The organism is Streptomyces sp. NPDC044064, assembly GCF_056434245.1.
Genome location: NZ_JBWKFN010000027.1, coordinates 52,437 through 70,901 on the forward strand (window position 1 = coordinate 52,437; position 18,465 = coordinate 70,901).

General features: G+C 71.0%; 15 protein-coding genes. 7 read left to right on the plus strand and 8 right to left on the minus strand.

The genetic code is table 11. The annotated features are described in order from the left end of the window. Window positions 1-64: 64 nt before the first annotated feature. On the plus strand, window positions 65-1,288 hold the full coding sequence (locus tag AC07DS_RS34455) for a PucR family transcriptional regulator (RefSeq protein ID WP_479151760.1): 1,224 nt from the start codon (window positions 65-67) through the stop codon (window positions 1,286-1,288). Window positions 1,289-1,357: 69 nt separating this feature from the next. Continuing rightward, the gene (locus tag AC07DS_RS34460; RefSeq protein ID WP_479151762.1) at window positions 1,358-3,778 is read left to right on the plus strand and encodes a SpoIIE family protein phosphatase; all 2,421 of its coding nucleotides are present in this window, start codon (window positions 1,358-1,360) and stop codon (window positions 3,776-3,778) included. 58 nt (window positions 3,779-3,836) lie between these two features. On the opposite strand, the gene AC07DS_RS34465 is transcribed toward AC07DS_RS34460, so the two are convergent. After that, window positions 3,837-5,453 carry a sodium/solute symporter gene (locus tag AC07DS_RS34465; protein ID WP_479151764.1) on the minus strand — a complete coding sequence of 539 codons (1,617 nt, stop codon included), beginning with the start codon at window positions 5,451-5,453 and terminating at the stop codon, window positions 3,837-3,839. After that, on the minus strand, window positions 5,450-5,956 hold the full coding sequence (locus tag AC07DS_RS34470) for a DUF485 domain-containing protein (RefSeq protein ID WP_479151766.1): 507 nt from the start codon (window positions 5,954-5,956) through the stop codon (window positions 5,450-5,452). Before AC07DS_RS34470 ends, AC07DS_RS34465 begins: the two co-directional genes overlap by 4 nt. 247 nt (window positions 5,957-6,203) lie before the next feature. On the opposite strand from AC07DS_RS34470, the gene AC07DS_RS34475 reads away from it, so the two are divergent. Both AC07DS_RS34475 and AC07DS_RS34480 read left to right on the plus strand, forming a co-directional pair. Next, the gene (locus tag AC07DS_RS34475) at window positions 6,204-7,211 is read left to right on the plus strand and encodes an NADP-dependent oxidoreductase (protein ID WP_479151768.1); all 1,008 of its coding nucleotides are present in this window, start codon (window positions 6,204-6,206) and stop codon (window positions 7,209-7,211) included. Then, window positions 7,208-8,011 (plus strand): SDR family oxidoreductase, encoded by an 804-nt coding sequence (locus AC07DS_RS34480; RefSeq protein ID WP_479151770.1) that lies wholly within the window; start codon window positions 7,208-7,210, stop codon window positions 8,009-8,011. Before AC07DS_RS34475 ends, AC07DS_RS34480 begins: the two co-directional genes overlap by 4 nt. A gap of 95 nt (window positions 8,012-8,106) precedes the next feature. Here AC07DS_RS34480 and AC07DS_RS34485 read toward each other — a convergent pair whose 3' ends face one another. Next, window positions 8,107-8,544: a MarR family winged helix-turn-helix transcriptional regulator gene (locus AC07DS_RS34485; protein WP_479151772.1), complete on the minus strand. Its 438-nt coding sequence runs from the start codon at window positions 8,542-8,544 to the stop codon at window positions 8,107-8,109. A 131-nt stretch (window positions 8,545-8,675) separates the two neighbouring features. Between AC07DS_RS34485 and AC07DS_RS34490 the strand changes: the two genes are divergently transcribed. The 3 genes from AC07DS_RS34490 (at window position 8,676) to AC07DS_RS34500 (ending at window position 11,983) form a co-directional block, all read left to right on the plus strand. Further along, entirely contained in the window at window positions 8,676-10,184 is a 1,509-nt protein-coding gene (locus tag AC07DS_RS34490; RefSeq protein WP_479151774.1) for an MFS transporter, read from the plus strand. 27 nt (window positions 10,185-10,211) lie between these two features. Next, window positions 10,212-11,009: a maleylpyruvate isomerase family mycothiol-dependent enzyme gene (locus tag AC07DS_RS34495; RefSeq protein ID WP_479151776.1), complete on the plus strand. Its 798-nt coding sequence runs from the start codon at window positions 10,212-10,214 to the stop codon at window positions 11,007-11,009. A 104-nt stretch (window positions 11,010-11,113) separates the two neighbouring features. Next, the gene (locus tag AC07DS_RS34500) at window positions 11,114-11,983 is read left to right on the plus strand and encodes a helix-turn-helix domain-containing protein (RefSeq protein WP_479151778.1); all 870 of its coding nucleotides are present in this window, start codon (window positions 11,114-11,116) and stop codon (window positions 11,981-11,983) included. A gap of 32 nt (window positions 11,984-12,015) precedes the next feature. On the opposite strand, the gene AC07DS_RS34505 is transcribed toward AC07DS_RS34500, so the two are convergent. From AC07DS_RS34505 to AC07DS_RS34525, 5 genes are read right to left on the minus strand one after another with little or no spacing between them, the layout of a single operon-like run. Continuing rightward, the gene (locus AC07DS_RS34505) at window positions 12,016-13,206 is read right to left on the minus strand and encodes a thiolase family protein (protein WP_479151780.1); all 1,191 of its coding nucleotides are present in this window, start codon (window positions 13,204-13,206) and stop codon (window positions 12,016-12,018) included. Next, window positions 13,203-13,856: a CoA transferase subunit B gene (locus tag AC07DS_RS34510; RefSeq protein ID WP_479151781.1), complete on the minus strand. Its 654-nt coding sequence runs from the start codon at window positions 13,854-13,856 to the stop codon at window positions 13,203-13,205. The genes AC07DS_RS34505 and AC07DS_RS34510 overlap by 4 nt, the downstream gene beginning before the upstream one ends. Then, window positions 13,853-14,611, minus strand: coding sequence for a CoA transferase subunit A (locus AC07DS_RS34515; RefSeq protein ID WP_479151783.1), 759 nt, complete (start codon window positions 14,609-14,611; stop codon window positions 13,853-13,855). Before AC07DS_RS34515 ends, AC07DS_RS34510 begins: the two co-directional genes overlap by 4 nt. 11 nt (window positions 14,612-14,622) lie before the next feature. After that, window positions 14,623-16,395 carry an FAD-dependent oxidoreductase gene (locus AC07DS_RS34520; RefSeq protein ID WP_479151785.1) on the minus strand — a complete coding sequence of 591 codons (1,773 nt, stop codon included), beginning with the start codon at window positions 16,393-16,395 and terminating at the stop codon, window positions 14,623-14,625. Window positions 16,396-16,412: 17 nt separating this feature from the next. Next, complete coding sequence (locus AC07DS_RS34525; protein ID WP_479151786.1) at window positions 16,413-18,341, minus strand: maleylacetate reductase and hydroxyquinol 1,2-dioxygenase domain-containing protein; 1,929 nt, start codon at window positions 18,339-18,341, stop codon at window positions 16,413-16,415. Window positions 18,342-18,465 lie beyond the last annotated feature (124 nt).

The window sequence follows — 18,465 nt, forward strand, 5'->3', positions numbered from 1 at the left end:
GCCGGAGGACGGCATATTGTTCAGTTGCACAACGGCCAAGGCCAAAGGGGCGGAGAAGAGGCCCATGGGCGGGCAGTCGGGCGTGGCGGCGCCCCTCGAACGGGTCATCGCCGCGATGGCCGCGCAGCAGACGCACGTGGGCGGGCGGCTGCACACGGATCTGGCGGACCAGATCCCGTCCTACCGCGCGGTACCGCGGGAACTCCTGGACGGGATCTGGCATCGGCACTTCCAGCGGGCTCTCACGGTGGTGAGAGAGGGGACGGTCCCCGCGCCGGAGGACTTCGACGAAGCCGATGTGGCCCGGGACCGGGCCGCCCGAGGCGTGCCGCTCAGCGACGGGCTCCGGGCCTTCCGCCGGGCGCTGAGCGCGATACGGGATCTGTTCCTCGCCGAGGCGACCGAACGCGGGCTGGACCCCGGCCTCATCGTCGACCGCACCAAGTGTCTGTGGGAGCTCGCGGACGTCGCGAGTCTGCAGATCGCCGCGGTCCACCGGCAGGCGGAGGTCGCGTCCGCCCTGTCCGACGCCCGCCGCCGCGCCGACTTCCTGCGTGGACTGCTCTACGGGACGCTGAGCTCGGCGGAGATCCACAGCGGTGCGGCGATCTACGGACTGGACCCGTCGCGGCCGTACCGGGCCATCACAGCTGTACCGAACGGCAACGTCGGTTCGGATGCGCTGGAACACGCCCTGGAGTCCCACGGCCGCAGGAACGGCCGAAGCGCGCTGCTCACCGTGCTGGACGAGGTTGTCGCCGGAGTCGTCGAGGCAAAGCCGACGACCGGTGACCTGGAGGTGTCGGCGGGGGTGGGCCCGCCGACAGGCCTGGCCACGGTGCACCTCTCCTTCCGCACGGCCGGCAGGCTGCTGCAAGCCGCCCGCGCGTACGGTCTGCGCGGCGTGTACGACCTGAGCGACCTGTCCTGGCGGGTGGCGGTCGTCGCCGAACCGGAACTTGCCGAGTTGCTGCTCGACCGCTATCTGCGCCCGCTGGAGGCGGAGGGGGAGTTCGGTGCGCTCATCGAGGAGTCGGTGCGGGGATACTTCGAGAGCGGACGGCACATCCGCGAAGTCGCTCGCAGCGCACACGTCCATGTCAACACCGTCCGCTACCGGCTGCGCCGTTTCGAGGAGCTCACCGGCACCAGCCTCGACGCCCCGGACACCGCGGTCGAACTCAGCTGGGCCTTGGCGGCACGCGAGCTGGGGACACCGCCGCGAGGCCCGGCAGGACCCGCACATGGCGCGGCGGACGAGGCCGCGGCTTCTACCGGGTTTCAATAGACTTGCACGGCATCAGCAGGTCAGCGTGCACGGTGGAACTCCGAGCGGTGTCCAGCGGTGGAGAAGCGGATGACGGAGCTCAGCAAAGGCCACGACGATCCGTTCGCGCTGCACCTCGCCGCCTTGGCGGTGCTCGACGACCGGGGCGTCGTGGTCGGATGGAGCCGGCGGGCGCGGGAACTGCTCGGCCATCCGGACGCAGAGGTGATCGGTCGTGGGGCATGCGAGGTCCTGGTCGATCCTCGCGATCTGCCGGCTGTCCGGGAGGCAGCGGCGAAGTGCAGGGGAGCCGGTGGTTGGTCCGGGGTGCTGAGGGTGCGGCACGGCGACGGGCGGCTCGTGGAGATGGGAATCAGGGCCCGTGCGCTCTCACGCGACGACCGGGTCCGTGAGTGGATTCTTACCGCCGCACCGGCGGCAGACGTCCTGGAGTGGCAAAGAGACCGCGCGGTTCTCGACGGTTTGTACCGCCGGTGCCCGATCGGCCTGGTCGTCCACGGCCCCGATCTGAAGGTTCTGCGGGTCAACCGGGCCATCGAACGCTTCAGCGGCGTTCCGGCAGCGGACTTTCACGGGCTGCCCACCGGCTATTTCCTCCTCCCCGACGACGCACGCAAGGCGGTGGACCGGGTGCGCCAGGTGATGGAGACCGGAAGACCGTTGGTCTACTCCGAGCAGCTCGTCCGACTGGAATGGGATCCGACACGCGAGCGGGTCGCGACGGTCTCGTCCTTCCGGCTGGAGGACCCATCCGGCCGCATCCTGGGTGTGGCCGAGATGATCGAGGACATCACCGAACGCCATCGGGCCCAGCGTCGGCTCGCGCTCCTCGACCAGGCCGGCAGCCGTATCGGAACCACCCTCGACGTGGCAGAGACCGCCCGGGAACTCGCCGAAGTGATGGTGCCTCACCTCGCCGACCACGCGTCGGTGGACCTGCTTCAGCCGGTGACACGCGGTGAGGAACCGACGAGGGCCTTGTCAGGGACTGTGGTCCGACTGGGAGCCTGCGGCATCGGTGCCCAGCACCCCGGCCCGCCTCACCCCCAGGGCGAACCCGTTGAGTTCGGGCCTGACACACCCCAGGCCGGATGCCTGGCCGAAGGGCGGCACGTCCTGGAACCGGTTCTCCCGCCCGACTGGTTCTCCCCGGAGGGCCACCAGGGGGGCCACGCTCCGGACCTGGGCGTCCACTCGCTGATCGCGGTACCTCTTGCCGCACGTGGCATGGTGCTGGGCGTGATGACCCTGTGGCGTTCGCGCCGCCCCGATCCCTTCGAGGCGGACGATCTCACCCTCGCCCAGGAACTCGCCTCGCGCGCAGCCGTCGCCATCGACAACGCCCGTCGCTTCACCCAGCAGCAGCAGACCGCGCTCACTCTGCAAAGCAGCCTTCTGCCCCGGGCGGTTCCGCACCAGTCGGCCGTGGAGGTGGCCCTGCGGTATCTGCCGGCCAGCGCGGGCCCGGGCCTTGGCGGCGACTGGTTCGACGTCATTCCCTTGTCCGGGGCCCGGGTCGCCCTCGTCGTCGGCGACGTGGTCGGTCGCGGCATCCACGCCGCCGCCACCATGGGCCGGCTGCGCACCGCCGTACACACGCTCGCCAGCCTCGATCTGGAACCGGACGAGGTCCTCTCCCGCCTGGACGACATGGTCAACCTGCTGGCGGCCGAACAGGAAGCAGCCGGCGAACGGCCCGTGGGCGAGCAGGTCGTCGGCGCCACCTGCCTGTACGCCGTGTACGACCCGGTATCCGGGCGCTGTTCCGTGGCCCGCGCCGGTCACCCGCCGCCGGTGGTGACCGCACCGGACGGACAGGTGGCTCCGCTCGACCTGCCCGCCGGCCCACCGCTCGGCCTGGGCGGCCTGCCGTTCGAGGCCCGGGACATCGAACTGGCCGCGGGAAGCCTGCTGTGCTTGTACACCAACGGAGTCATCGGCGAACGCCACATCGATGCCGACACCGCGCTGAAGAAGTTGTGTGCAGCGCTCACCCGCCCCGCGGACGCCCTGGAACGGACGTGCCAGGCGGTGGTCGACTCGCTTGTGCCCTCGCGCCCCAGCGACGACGTCGCCCTGCTGATCGCCCGCACCCGCATACTGCCACCGGACGATGTCGCTTCCTGGCATCTGCCGCTGGAGCCTGCCAGCGCGGCCCGGGCCAGAGAACTGACCACGGCCAAGCTCACCGAATGGGGTCTGGAGCACCTGGCGTTCACCACCGAGTTGATCGCCAGCGAACTGGTCACCAACGTCTACCGGTACGCCAGTGGCCCTGCGACCTTGCGGCTGATCCGTGAGCGGAGTCTCGTGTGCGAAGTCAGCGACACCAGCCATACCTCACCACATCTGCGCCGCGCCCGTATCACCGACGAGGGCGGGCGCGGGCTGTTCCTGGTGGCTCAGATGACCGAACGCTGGGGTACCCGCTACACCCGCGAGGGCAAGACCGTGTGGACCGAACAACCACTGACCGGCACACTGCCCTGACCGTCTCAGGCCATGGCGGCGAGCCGGGAGCCGGCCCGGCCCGCCTGCTCCGGCATGGTCACTCGGCTGCCGCGAGCAGCCGGGCCTCGCTCTCCTCGTACAGCCGCTCGTTCTCGCCGCTGACGGCGGGGCGGCGCCGGTGGTCCCAGCGGCTGCCCAGCCACCCCGCCAGGTAGCCGAACGGCACGGAGACCAGTCCGGTGGACTGCATGGGGAACAGGTCGAAGTGGGCGTCGGGGAAGACGGCGGCCGGAGTTCCCGAAACGGCCTTGGACAGTGCCATGAGCAGCACCGCGCAGGACGCGCCGCCGTAGAGGGTGGCGAGCAGGCCGGTGCGCGTGAATCCGCGCCAGAACAGGGAGTAGGTGAGCGCGGGAGCCACCGCCGATGCCCCGATGCAGATGGCCAGGGTCGTCAGCACGCCGACGTTCCAGTTCTGGACGAAAGTGGCGAGCCCGATGGCAAGGGTCCCCACGGCCACGCTCGTCCACGCCGCCACCGTCATCTCCGTACGCGGCTCGGCCTGTCCCCGTCGCGCCGCATGGGCGAAGAGGTCGTGGGCGAGCGACGAGGCCGCGGCCAGGGTCATACCGGCGACCGACGACAGCAGGGTGATGAACACCATGCCCGCCACGGCCGAGTAGAGAATCGTCGCGCCCGCGGAGTCCGGGGCCCCGCCGAGCACCTGCGACAGCATGAGCACCGACGTCCTGCCCTGCGGGTCGGCCGCGGTGATGTACCGCGATCCCACCAGCGCTGCCGCGCCCGTACCCATGATGATCACGAGCAGGCAGAAGGTGGTGACCGTGCTGACCGCCCACGACATGGAGCGACGCACGGCCGGGACGTCCTGCGCGGAGTACAGGCGCATCGTGATGTGGGGCAGGCAGGCCACGCCCAGGACCACGGTGATCTGGAGACCGACGAAGTCCAGCCGGTCCAGGGGCGAGGTGCCCAGTTGAAGGCCCTGCTGGAGGAAGGCCGGGCCCGCGCCGCTGCCGTGCTGGGCCGCCCTGAGGACGTCTCCGGGGCTCCAGTCGAAGCGGCGCAGCACCAGGGCGGCGACGACGACGCTGGTGCCGAGCAGGAGCACGATCTTGATCATCTGGATGAGCGCGGTGCCCCTCATGCCGCCGAGCGCCGCGTAGAGGATCATCAGGCTGCCGACGATGACGATGCACACCGTCCTGGCACCTGCCACGTGCGGGATGTTCAGGATGAAGGTGAGCAGCGACCCGGCCCCGGACAGCTGGACGACCAGGAAGGGCAGGGTCGCCGAAAGCGTCACCACGCACGCGGCGATCCGTACGGCCCGCCCGGGCATGTTGCGGGCCAGGACGTCGCCCATGGTGAACCTGCCGGCGTTGCGCAGGGGTTCGGCCAGCAGGAACATCAGCAGGACCAGCGACAGGGCCGTGCTGACCGCGAGGACGTACCCGTCGTACCCGGCGAGCGCGATGATGCCCGTGGTGCTCAGCACCGTTGCCGCGGAGATGTAGTCGCCCGCGATGGCCAGGCCGTTCTTGAACGGGGTGAGCGAGCGGTAGCCGGTGTAGAAGTTCGTCAGGTCGTCGCGGTCCGGTCCCGCCATCACGCACATCAGCAGCGTGACGGTGACCAGCGTGGTGAACAGGATCAGGACCGTGGCCTGCGTCCCGCTGCTGAAGTCGTTCATCTCGCCGTCCCCGGGTTCCGGCCGGTCGTGGCCGCCCGCTCTCTGACGGCGCGGGCCAGGGGATCGACCGAGCGTCGTGCGCTGCGGCCGTACCAGGAGAGCGCCGCGAAGGTGACGACGAGCTGGAGGACCCCCAGGGCCATCCCCAGGCTCAGCTCTCCGGCGATCTTGGCCCCCATCAGGCCGGGGGCGTAACAGGACAGCACGACGTACACCACGAAGGAACCCAACGCCGTGAGCGTGGAGATCCGGCGGAGCAGGCGGTAGGCCGAGCGCAGGGCCGCGAGGTCGGCACCGCGCCGATGGGTCTCGTGCGCGTGAGGCTCGCCCCAAGAGGCTTGCCCGTACGGCGCGTCCCAGGCAGGTTGCCCGTACGGCGCGTCCCAGGCGGGCTGCCCGTACGACTCGTACCGAGGGACGTCGGGTCCGTACCCCTGAGGCACGATGCGGGGCGGCCACCCCGTTTCTGTCGGCGGGTACCGGTTCTCGTCGGCGAACGTCATCGCATGGCCTTCCGCTACGGCTCGGATCCGTGGAGGTGGACGGGGAGGGGGGTGGCTTCGGCGGCGCACGATACCGACTGGTTGGGATGCCTGTAAGGTCACCGCGGGTCACGTTTCGGGGTCGGGCGTACGACGGTCCGCCCGGCTCGCTTTCCCGCCTCGCGACCGGTGCGTGTCGAACGTCACACACTCGCACATACCTACTGGTCGGTACCCTGCGGCGAAGCCGTGAACGACAGGAGGCGCGATGTCTGCGACCAACCGCCAGATCCGTCTGGCAGCCCGCCCCGTGGGTGAGGTCAAATCCGATGACTGGGAGCACTGTTCAGGACTCGTCGAGGAGCCCGGTCCGGGCCGGTTCGCGGGCCGGACGCGCGTCATCTCCCTGGACCCGGCGATGCGGGGCTGGCTGGACGACCGTCCCTCCTACCTGCCGCCGGTGGGTATCGGCGAGGTGATGCGAGCCGGGTCGGTCATCGAGGTCACCGCGTCCGATCACCCCGACTTCCAGCCGGGCGACCACGTCGTCGGCACGTTCGGCGTCCAGGAGTACGTCGTCTCCGACGGCAAGGGGGTCATGAAGATCGACACCTCGCTCGCCCCGCCCTCGACCTATCTCGGCGCGCTGGGCATGCCCGGCATGACCGCCTACTTCGGCCTGCTGGACGTCGGGGCGCTGAAGGACGGGGAGACCGTCGTGGTGTCGGGCGCGGCCGGCGCGGTCGGGACCATCGCCGGTCAGATCGCGAAGGCCAAGGGCTGCCGGGTCGTGGGCATCGCCGGAGGGCCCCGGAAGTGCGCCATGCTCACCGACGAACTGGGATTCGACGCGGCGATCGACTACCGCGCCGAGGACGTAAGGAAGGCGCTGCGCCGGGAGGCCCCCGACGGCATCGACGTCTACTTCGACAATGTCGGAGGGGACATCCTCGACGCCGCCCTGACGCGGCTGGCGATGCACGCACGCGTCGTGGTCTGCGGTGCGATCAGCCAGTACAACAACGCCACGCCGGTCAAGGGCCCCTCCAACTACCTCTCGCTGCTGGTGCGCCGCGCCCGGATGGAGGGCTTCGTCGTCTTCGACTACGCCAAGCGCTACGCGCAGGCCGCGCAGGACATCTCCGCCTGGATCGGAGCCGGCCGCATCAAGGTCAAGGAACACGTGGTGACGGGAAGTGTGGACGACTTCCCCGAGACGCTGGGGATGCTCTTCCGCGGGGAGAACGTCGGCAAGCTCGTCCTGGAGCTGGCATGACCGCCGTCGAGAGCGACGCCGCCGTACGGCCGGGACTGACGGACGGCGCCGCCCTCGAGGGCAAGGTGGCCGTGGTCACCGGCGGGGCCAGCGGACTGGGCCGGGCCACGGCGCTGGCGCTGGCCGAGGCGGGCGCGCGCGTGGTCGTCGCTGACCTCGACGCGGAAGGCGGCCGCGAGGTGGCCGAGGCGATCGGCGGCCGCTTCCACGCCTGTGACGTCTCCGACCCCGACGCCAACCGTGCGCTGGTGGCCTTCGCCCAGGAGCAGTACGGCGGTATCGACATCGCGTTGCTCAACGCCGGAGTGGCGACCGGATGCGGCCTCGGCGACGACTTCGACCTGGCGCGCTACCGCCGTGCGATGGGGGCCAACCTCGACGGCGTGGTCTTCGGCACCCATGCGGTGCTGCCGGCGCTGCGGTCCCGAGGTGGCGGGACGATCGTGGCGACGGCGTCCCTGGCGGGCCTGGCGGCCGTCCCGCTCGATCCCCTGTACGCGGCCAACAAGCACGCGGTCGTAGGACTCGCCCGCTCGCTGGGGCCGGCTCTGGCGCCACAGAACGTGCGCTTCAACGCCGTCTGTCCCGGCTTCGCCGAGTCGCGGATCATCGATCCGCTGCGCGACATGCTCTCCGAGCAGGGGCTGCCGGTCATCCCGGCTCAGGTCGTGGCGGACACGGTGCTGCGGATCATCCTCGGGAACGGCACCGGGGAGTGCTGGTTCATCCAGCCCGGACGCGACCCGGAGCCGTTCCGTTTCCGTAAGGTCCCCGGTCCGGGCAAGCCGGACGGTATCTGAGGGGGAGCCGTACGTCCGGACGCGCGGTGCGGATCGGGTGTACGGCCCGCCCTCGGCGGTGCTCGGCGGCTCACCGTCCCCGGTGGGCCGCCGGGTCAGGCGGCCGCGGCCTGCCCGGTGAAGGCGCGCTCCAGCAGTGCGTACAGAGTGTCCTGCTCCTGCTGGCTGAGTCTGTCCAGGCCGGCCAGCGTGTTGTGCATCTTCCCGCGGATCACGTCGATGACCTGCTCGCCCTCCGCGGTGAGGAGGACGTTCTTGACGCGCCGATCGGAGGGGCTGGGCTCGCGGCGCACCAGACCGCGCTTCTCCAGCCGGTCGATGATCCCGGTCATGTTGGAGGCGTCACAGGTCAGCGTGGTGGCGAGCATGCTCATCGAGGCGGGCCCACGGCGCAGCACATTGAGCGTCTTGCCCTGGCTGGCCGTGAGGTTCTCGCTCGCGGCGGCGACCGTGAAATCGCCGTAGTAGGCGGCCAGCGACACGGAGAGCAGCTCCATGAGCTGGGCGGGGTTGACGCGGGGGAGTGCCGTCATGCTGCGCACCTTACCCCCGGAAACTTGACGATCTCAAATATTGACGGCTACGGTCTCGCTCATTACTTGAAGTTCTCAAGCTTCGATGTTCTCAAGTAGTTCGTCGAAGTCTCTATAAGGGAAGAGATTCCGTGTCTCACGAACAGCACACGGCGGCAGGACGCCGCTCGGCGGACACTGCGGTCGTCCTGGTGCTCGGTCTTTCCGCGATGGTCGTCTCGATGATGCAGACCCTGGTCGTGCCGATCCTGGGCATCATCCAGGGCGACCTGCACGCCACCACGGCGAACGTCAGCTGGGTGACCACCGCCACGCTCCTGTCCGCCGCGGTCTTCACCCCGCTGCTCGGCCGCTTCGGCGACCAGCACGGCAAGAAGCACACCCTCGTCGGCGTTCTGCTCGTGATGATCGCGGGCTCGGTGCTCGCCGCCACCACCACCTCGCTGACGTGGCTCATCGTCGGCCGGGTGATGCAGGGAGCGGCGACCGCGATCTTCCCGCTCGCGCTCTCCATCCTGCGTGAGGAGATCAAGCCGGAGAAGCTGCACGGTGCCATGGCCCTGGTCAGCGGCACGCTCGCGTTCGGCAGCGGGCTCGCGCTGGTCGGCGCGGGACTCCTCACCCGTGGCTCCGACCCCGACTACCACCGGGTCTTCTGGCTCGCGGTGGTGCTCGCGACGGTGGCGCTGGCCGGAGTGCTGTTCACGGTGCCCGCCTCCCGGGCGACGACCGGAGGCCGGACGGACTGGCTGGGCGCGCTCACCCTGGCGATGCTGCTGGTGCTGCTGCTTCTGCCCATCTCGCAGGGGCACGAGTGGGGATGGACGTCCGGCCGCACGCTCGGCTCCTTCGCCGGGGCGGTCGTCATGGCGGCGGTGTGGGTCGTCGCCGAGAACCGGGTCGGGGAGCCGATGGTGGACATGAAGATGTTCACCCACCGGCCCGTCCTCTTCACCAACCTGGCCGGGCTGTTGCTGGGGTTCGCGATGTTCGCCCAGTTCATCGGTGTCTCCTACCTCGTCCAGGTGCCGGAGAGGATCGCGGGCTACGGCTTCGGCGCCTCCGTGCTCGAGGCGTCCGTGGTGTACCTGCTTCCGACCACACTCGTCTCGCTCGCGGGCGCCCAGTTCGGCGGCGTACTGGTGCGCCGGCTCGGAGCGCGCTTCACCCTGACCGCCGGGGCCTGCTTCGGAGTGCTCGGCTTCACGTGGCTGAGCGTCGCGCACGACACGACCGCTTCGGTGATCGGCGCGGGCATGGTCATCGGTCTCGCGATCAGCTTCGGCTACGCCGCCATGCCGGCGCTCATCGTGGCCAGCGTCCCCGCTCACCAGTCCGGCATCGCCAACGGCATCAACTCCATCTCCCGCTCGGTCGGCAGCGCCGTCGCCAGCGCGGTGATCACCTCGCTGCTGGCGTCGAAGACCATCCCGCTCCCGGCCGGAGCGCCCGCTCTGCCCCAGGAGAGCCAGTTCACGACGAGCTTCGTGATCGCCGGCGTGGCTTTCGGCCTGGTCGTCGTCGTGTCCCTCCTCGGCATCAAGTCGAGCCATGCGCCTCGTACGCCCGTGTCGAAGAAGGTCGCGGACTCCGGGGCGGCAGGGATCGAAGAGGCGGAAGCCGACGCCGAGCTCGTGTGACCGTGCTTCACCGAAAGGCAGATCACCATGAAGACGTCCGACCACACCCCGCACGCGTCCGGTTCCACCCCGGTCGATCACCGTACGGCCGTCGCGGCGGAGACCGCCCGGTTCGTCGCGGCGGTCAGGGACGCCGACCTGGCCGCAGCGGTGCCGAGCTGCCCCGGCTGGACGCTGGCCGACCTGGTCAAGCACACCGGCAGCGTTCAGCGCTGGTTCTCGGTCCTGTTGCGGGCGCGCATCCAGGAACCCCCGCGCTCGCGTGACGTGGACCTTCGGCTCCCGGAGCAGGAGGACGGATACGCCGACTGGCTGGCCGAGAGCGCGACCGTGGCCGCGGACGCCTTCGCCGCCACCGACCCGAACCAGCCGATGTGGGCTTGGGGCGCCGATCAGTACGCCCGGTTCTGGGCGCGCCGGATGCTCTTCGAGACCCTGCTGCACCGAGCCGACGCCGAGCTCGCACTCGGCCTCCGGCCCGCGATCGGGCGCCCGGTCGCGGTCGATGGGATCGACGAGTTCCTGGTCAATCTGCCCTTCGCCGGCTTCTTCGCCCCCAAGGTGGCCGAGCTGCGCGGTCCCGACAGGACCATCCGCTTCCGCGTGACCGACGGGGACGAGGGCTGGGTCGTCCGTCTGCGGCCCGACGGTTTCGGGCTCGATGCGGCGCACCCGGCCGCGGCCGCCGCCGACGCGACCGTCCGGGGAACCGCGGCCGACCTGCTCCTGCTCGTCTACGGCCGGCTGTCCTACGACGCGGAGGCCCTTGCCCACGAGGGTGACGAGCAGTTGCTGGCCCACTGGTTCGCCAACTCCGCCTTCTGAGGAGACGCGCTCTGCCGGTCTGCCGCTCGAACGGCAACGCCGGCCCGCCGGTCCGCCATTTGGTTTATCCTTCAATCACATGGGTGTCGTGAGGAGGTCTGATCATGACGGAACTCGGGCTGGCGGACACGGTCGGCATGCTGCGGCAGGCCGGCGTGCAGACACGGCACACCAGCTCAGGGCTCGGATGGGACCAGCTGTATCTCTCCGCGCAGGAGGAGCAGCCCTACCGCGCGGCGTTCGATGCGGCCCCCACCCACCTGCTGATCCTGCACCTCACCGGTCCCGTCACCGTCCGGCGGGGGCAGGGCCCCGACGGACGGGCACGGACGATCCCGGCCGGCGGGCTCTTTCTGCAGCCGGCCGGCCGGGCTCTCGCCGTCGAGCTCGGCGGGCGGCTGGAGACGATCCACACCTACCTCACGGACGACGCCCTGCGCGACGCGAACGGCGGGCGGCCCGTGGAGCTGTCCGAGGAGTTCGGGGCCAGTGATCCACTGGCCGAACAGCTCGTCCTGGCACTTGAGGGCGCGGTCCGCTCCTGGGAGCCGTCGGCCCGCACGTACACCGATCACCTGACCGGGATGCTCGCCGCCCAGCTCGCCCGCCGCCACGGGGCCCGCGCGACCGCGCCCCCGCCCGACCGGTCCGGGCTGTCCGACCGGCAGCTCGACACCGTCCGCGAACTCATGGAGCAGCGCCTCGACGAACCGCTGCCGATCGCGGACCTCGCCGCCTCGGCCTCGCTGAGCCCGAGCCAGTTCACACGGAGGTTCCGGGCGAGCACCGGGCACTCGCCTCACCAGTTCCTCCTCAAGCTGCGGCTCGAAGCCGCGTGCCGGATGCTGCGCACCGGCTCGGCCCCGATCGGGGAGGTCGCTGCCACCTGCGGCTTCTCCCACCAGGAGCATCTCACCCGGGTGATGCGCGCCCGGCTGGGCACCACCCCGGCCGCCCTGCGCCGCTCCGGCTGAAGCGGTCCGGCACAGCCTGCCGCAGCCTCCCCTCAGCGCTCCAGCACCAGGGCCAGCCCCTGGCCCACTCCGATGCACAGCGCCGCCAGTCCCGTGCCGGTGCCCGCGGCGGACAGCTGGTGCGCGACCGCTCCGGTGATGCGCGCGCCGGACGCGCCCAGCGGGTGGCCGATGGCGATGGCGCCGCCGCGCGGGTTGACCACCGCGGGGTCGAGTTCCGGCAGCGCGGCCAGGCAGGCCAGCGCCTGTGCCGCGTAGGCCTCGTTCAGCTCGATCGTGTGCAGATCACCGGGGGCGACCGCGGCCTTGGCCAGCACCTTGCGGATGGCGTCGACCGGGCCGAGTCCGAAGTACTGCGGGTCGATGCCCGTCACCGCCGCCGCCCGGACCCGGGCCAGGGGCTCGCGCCCGATCGCGGCGAGTCCGTCCTCGTCGGCGAGCAGCAGCGCGGCCGCCCCGTCGTTGAGCGGTGAGGCGTTGCCTGCCGTGATCGTGCCGTCCGCGGTGAAGGCCGGCCTCAGCCGGGCGAGGGCCTCCAGGGAGGTGTCGTCCCGGATCCCCTCGTCACGGCTCAGGTCCACGCCCTCGACGGGGACCACCTCTCCCGCGTACCGGCCCTCGCGCCAGGCACGGGCGGCGTTGCGGTGGCTGTCCAGGGCGAACGCGTCCTGCGCCGCCCGGGTGACGGCGTGCTCGGCGCCCACCAGCTCCGCGCTCTCGCCGAGCGGGATGGTCCACTCCGCGGGCATCCGCGGGTTCACCATCCGCCAGCCGAGCGTCGTCGAGTGCAGCTGCTGGTCCTTCGCCGGGAAGGCCCGTTCCGGCTTCGGCAGCACCCAGGGCGCACGGCTCATGGACTCCACGCCGCCCGCCACCGCTATGGAGGCGTCGCCGAGCGCGATGGCGCGGGCCGCCTGGATCACCGCCTCCATACCGGATCCGCACAGCCGGTTGACCGTGGCGCCGGGCACGGTGACCGGGAGCCCGGCGAGCAGGACGGCCATGCGGGCCACGTCGCGGTTGTCCTCGCCCGCGCCGTTGGCGTTGCCGAGCAGCACGTCGTCGATGCGCGCGGGGTCCAGGCCGGGGCTGCGGGCGACCAGGGCGCGCAGCACGCCGGCGGCCAGGTCGTCCGGGCGTACCCCCGCCAACGCGCCGCCGTAGCGGCCGAAGGGGGTACGGACGGCGTCCACGACGTACACGTCACGCGGTTGCTCGATCATCGGTTGCTCCCGGCATGCTTCTCACGAGGGCTCGTCAGGGGCGTGTGGGCAGCGACCTGACCGGCAGTCACGCCCGGCGCGGTTTCGACGAGTTCGAGCCCGTGGGGGGTCACGTCGAGGACGCACAGGTCGGTGATGATCCGGTCCACGCAGCCGCGGCCCGTCAGCGGCAGCGTGCACTCCCGGACGATCTTCGATTCGCCGCCCTTCGTCAGGTGCTCCATGAGGACGACGACCCGGCCGGCGCCGTGGACGAGGTCCATCGCACCCCCCATCCCCTTGATCATCTTTCCGGGGACGGCCCAGTTGGCGAGGTCGCCGCGGACCGAGACCTGGAGCGCGCCCAGAACGGCGGTGTCGATGTGGCCGCCGCGGATCATGCCGAAGGACAGCGAAGAGTCGAAGAAGGACGCTCCCGGCCGTACGGTCACGGTCTCCTTGCCCGCGTTGATGAGGTCGGCGTCGACCTCGTCGGGCGACGGGTACGGCCCCACACCGAGCAGCCCGTTCTCCGAGTGCAGGACGACGTCCACGCCCGCCGGCAGGAAGTCGGCGACCCGGGTGGGCAGCCCGATACCCAGGTTGACGTAGTCGCCGTCCCTCAGTTCGCTCGCGGCGCGCGCCGCCATCTCGTCCCTGCTCCAGCTCATCGCTCGCGCACCGTCCTCTTCTCGATTCCCTTGTCGGCCGCCTGCGCGGGGGTCAGCGCCACGACACGCTGCACGAACACGCCCGGCAGATGGATTTCGTCGGGGCCGAGAACGCCCGGCTCGACCAGCTCCTCCACCTCCGCGACGGTGATGCGCCCGGCCATGGCCGCCGGCGGATTGAAATTGCGCGCCGCGCGGCGGAAGACGAGGTTGCCGTGGCGGTCCCCGCGCGCCGCCCTGACCAGCGCGTAGTCCGTGGTGATGGCGTGCTCCAGGATGTGGTCGACGCCGCCGAAGGCCCGCACCTCCTTGGGCGGCGAGGCCACGGCCACCGATCCGTCCGTGGCATAGCGCCACGGCAGTCCGCCCTCGGCGACCTGAGTGCCGACGCCGGCCGTGGTGTAGAAGGCCGGGATCCCCGAGCCACCCGCCCGCAGCCGCTCGGCGAGCGTGCCCTGCGGCGTCAGTTCGACCTCCAGCTCGCCCGCGAGGTACTGACGGGCGAACTCCTTGTTCTCGCCGATGTACGAGCCGGTCACCCGGGCGATGCGGCCCGCGGCCAGCAGGATGCCGAGGCCGCGGCCGTCCACGCCGCAGTTGTTGGACACGACGGTCAGACCGCTCGCGCCGCTCTCGTACAGGGCACCGATGAGAACCTCGGGGACGCCGCTCAGCCCGAAGCCGCCGACGGCGAACGACCGTCCGTCCGTCACGTCCGCCAGGGCCTGCTCGGCCGTGGCCATCACCTTGTCCATCTCGTTCTCTCCTACCGGGCCAGCACCCGGCGCAGCGCGCCGAGCAGCTCGTTCCGGGCCGACTGTGCGCTCTCGGGGGCCGTGGCGCGGCGCCAGGCGACATGGCCGTCCGGGCGCACCAGCAGCACGCCGTCCTCGGCGATCTCGCTGACCCGGCTCCACTCGCCGTACGCGTCACGGGAGTCGTCGTCCCCGATGCGCACCACCCGCAGCGGTACGCCGAGTTCCGCCCGGCACGCGGTCGCCGCCGTGTCCCAGACACCGCCCGACAGGCCGGTCAGCACGGTGAAGGTGCCGTCGCCGACGACGTCCAGTGTGGAGAGACGCTCGCCCTGGGCGTCGACGAGCCATGCGTGCGGCAGTTTCGCGCCGGGCCGCGTGGTCGGTTCGGCCACCAACTCCCGGTCCTGTTCCCAGAATTCGGCAGGGGCGTCGTCGGGAAGCACCGCGGTGGAGACATAGCGCTGGTTCATCTCGACGCCGTGTGCGTTGAACTCGTAGTTCTTCAGCCGGATCGCCTCTTCGAGCAGCCGTCGCTTCTTGGCGCCCTCGGGCGTCGGCGCGCCGATCGCCGAGAGTCCCTCGGCGATGGCCTCGTGGCCGCTGCCACCGCCGATGCCGAGCACCTCGAAGATCGGGCCGAACTGGTCCCGGCTGAGGTTGGCCCGTTCGACGATCTGCCGCCCGACGGGGGCCCGTTCGGCGGTGTAGCTGTCGAGCAGTTCGGGGCCGGCCTCGCCGCGGATCACCATGGCGAGCTTCCAGGCCAGGTTGTAGGAGTCCTGTACCGAGGTGTTGGAGCCGAGCCCGTTGGACGGCGGATGACGGTGCACCGCGTCCCCCGCGCAGAAGACCCTCTCGGACGAATACGCCGAGGCATGGCTGTGGTTGACCGTCCACAGCGAGGTGGACGTGATCTCCACCGGCAGGCCGGGGTCACCGACGAGGTCACGCACGATCTGCCGCGCCGACTCCTCGTCCACCTCAGGCGGCGGCTGCTCGATGTCGTACCCCCACACCAGCAGCCATTCGTTCCACGGACGGACCATGCGGACCAGACCCATGCCGATGCCGCCGGTCTCCGCCCCGGGCTGCAGCACCCAGTACAGGACGCTCGGCCGGTGGGCGCAGTACCGGGAGAGGTCGGCCTTGAAGACGATGTTCATGCTGCCGGCCTTGGCCATCCGGCCGTCGAAGGGGAGGCCGAGCTGCTCGGCGACCGTGCTGCGTCCCCCGTCCGCGCCGATCAGGTAGCGGGCCCGTACGGTGAACTCGTCGCCGCGGACGCGGTCGCGCAGCAGCGCGGTGACGCCGTTCTCGTCCTGGGTGAAGCTCAGGAACTCGGTGTCGAAGCGCACCTTGGCACCGCGGGCCGCCGCGTTTTTCACCAGGATCGGCTCCAGGTAGGTCTGCGGCAGGTCGATCATCTCGCAGGGGCTCTTCGCCGCGTACTCGCCGGCCTTCGCCGGCCCCGTGCCCCAGCTGCGGATACGGCCGATCTCCTGCCCGGTCAGCGCGGTGCACAGCACCGTGTCACCCATGAGGTGGGACGGGCTGCCGACGGACAGAGCCTCGGACTCCACTCCGAGGTCGCGCAGGACCTCCATGGTGCGCTGGTTGGTGATGTGGGCCCGGGGCGTGTTGGCCAGCCAGCCGTACTTCGTCACCAGCAGGGTGCGGATGCCGTAGGTGGCCAGCAGCAGTGCGGCGGAACCTCCGGCGGGGCCGCTGCCGACGACGAGGACGTCGGTGTCGTACGTGTCGTGTGCATCGGTGGTGGTCATGGGTGTGCGCTCCTCGGTCATCCGGCCAGGGGGGCGAGGCGGAAGGTGTATGAGAGCCGACGCCACTCGCCGTCGACCAGGCGGCCGTCGGGAGTGGGGCCGGTCTGCGGCGCGAAGTCGACGACGAGCTCGTCCTTCACGCCGAAAACCGTGTCGCTGTCCAGGTAGGCGCCGCCTGACACGAACAGCTGGGTGACGAGCCGGCGGTGGCCCGGCGCGTCGAACATGAAGTGGAGGTGCGGCGCCCGGAAGGGATGGCGCCCGACCGCCGCGAGCATCTGCCCCACCGGCCCGTCCTCCGGGATCGGGTACTCCGAGGGCAGGATCGACCAGAACGTGATCCGTCCCCCGGCGTCGGTGCGCAGCCTGCCGCGCAGGACCGGACCCTCCAGGTCCGGGAGCTGGACGTCGTAGAAACCGTCCTCATTGGACTGCCACACGTCCACGACCGCGTCCCCGACCGGTTCGCCGTCGGTGTTCGTGACCCGCACGTCCACCCAGAGCGGGGTGCCGGGCAGCCCTCCGGAGATGTCGCCGCCGTGCGGGGTGTCGGGCGGTCCCTCCACGTAGAAGGGACCGAGCACGGCGGACGGAGTGGTCAGGGGAGTACGGGAGTTGGTGAGCAGGTCCACGGCACTGGAGACACCGAGCGTGTCCGACAGCAGCACGAACTCCTGGCGGGTCGGGCTGCAGCTCTCGCCGGTGCGGGTGAGGAAGTCGACGGCGTACTGCCATTCCGCCTCGGTGACGTCGTTGGCGGCGAGGAAGGTGTGCAGATGCCGGACCAGGTCGCTCAGCAAGGTGCGGACGCGCGGGTCGGGCGCCTGCGCGAAGCCGGCCACGACCTGTTCGGTGAGCCGGGACAGCTTGGCCTCGGTGGTGGAGGGACCCTCGGGGCGGCGCCCGTGCCAGGCACCGGTCAGCAGGTCGGCGATGCCCTCGGTGGTCAGCTCGCGCGGGTTCGGGTACGGCGTCGAGGTGGCCAGCTCGGCCGCGCGGGCCAGGCCCGCCTCCGGCATGCCGAGGTCACGCAGCGAGGTGGGGCCGCCCAGGGAGACGACCAGGTCGTACACACCGCTGGGCGCGTCGGGCACACCCAGTGCGTCGGCGATGCGGCGCATCACGTCGGGCACCGCGGGCGCGTTGTGGGCCATGGCGTGCGGCAGTACGACGGTGTGCGTCTCGGCGTGCGGCAGATCGAAGCTGCCGCCCAGGGTGTGGCACAGCTTGTGGTGCAGGCCCATACCCACCGTGGCGAGGCAGGTCCCCGCGAGCCAGGCGGCGTGCAGCAGGTCGGCGCGCGCCTCCAGGTCGGCCGGGTCGGCGGCGAGGCGGGGCAGCGCCCGGGCGATGCGCGAGATCGCGTCGAGGGCCTGCTGGTCGGTGACCGGGTTCGCCTCGCCGGAGTACAGGGCCTCGACGGCGTGGGCGAGCGCGTTGACGCCGCTCGTGACCGTCAGGGACAGCGGCAGGGTGAGGGTGAAGTCGACGTCGTAGACGACGGTCTCGGGCAGGATCTCCGGGGAGGACCGGGTGACCTTGCGTCCGTCCCGGGTCTCGCCGAGGACGGGGGTCACCTCGGAGCCGGCGTACGTCGTCGGCAGGATCACCTGTGGCAGACCCGTGCGCAGGGCCAGGGCCTTCGACAGACCCGTCGTCGAACCGCCCCCGACGGCGACGATGCCGTCCACGGACGACTCCTTGAGCAGGTCGAGGGCCTGTTCGGTCACCTCGACCGGGGTGTGCATGGCCGCGCCGTCGAACTCCGCCGCCAGGAGGCCGCCGAGCGCCTGGCGAACCCGCGCCGAGGCGGCCGCGAGGGGCCCGCTCGACAGCAGCAGCACCCGCGAGCAGCCGAGCCGCTCGACCTCATCGGCGAGGCTGCCGACCGTGCCGGCGCCGAAGACCACCCGCGAGGGGTGAGATGTGTAGACGAACGTCCGCATGGAACTCTGCCTCCGCGTGTCATCCGGTCGAATCGGTCTCTTGAGTCACCGAGTATGCGAAGGACATCCGCGTGAATTCCTGCACGATCCGCGCGCCCCACTGCATGAAACACGCGTCTGTGCG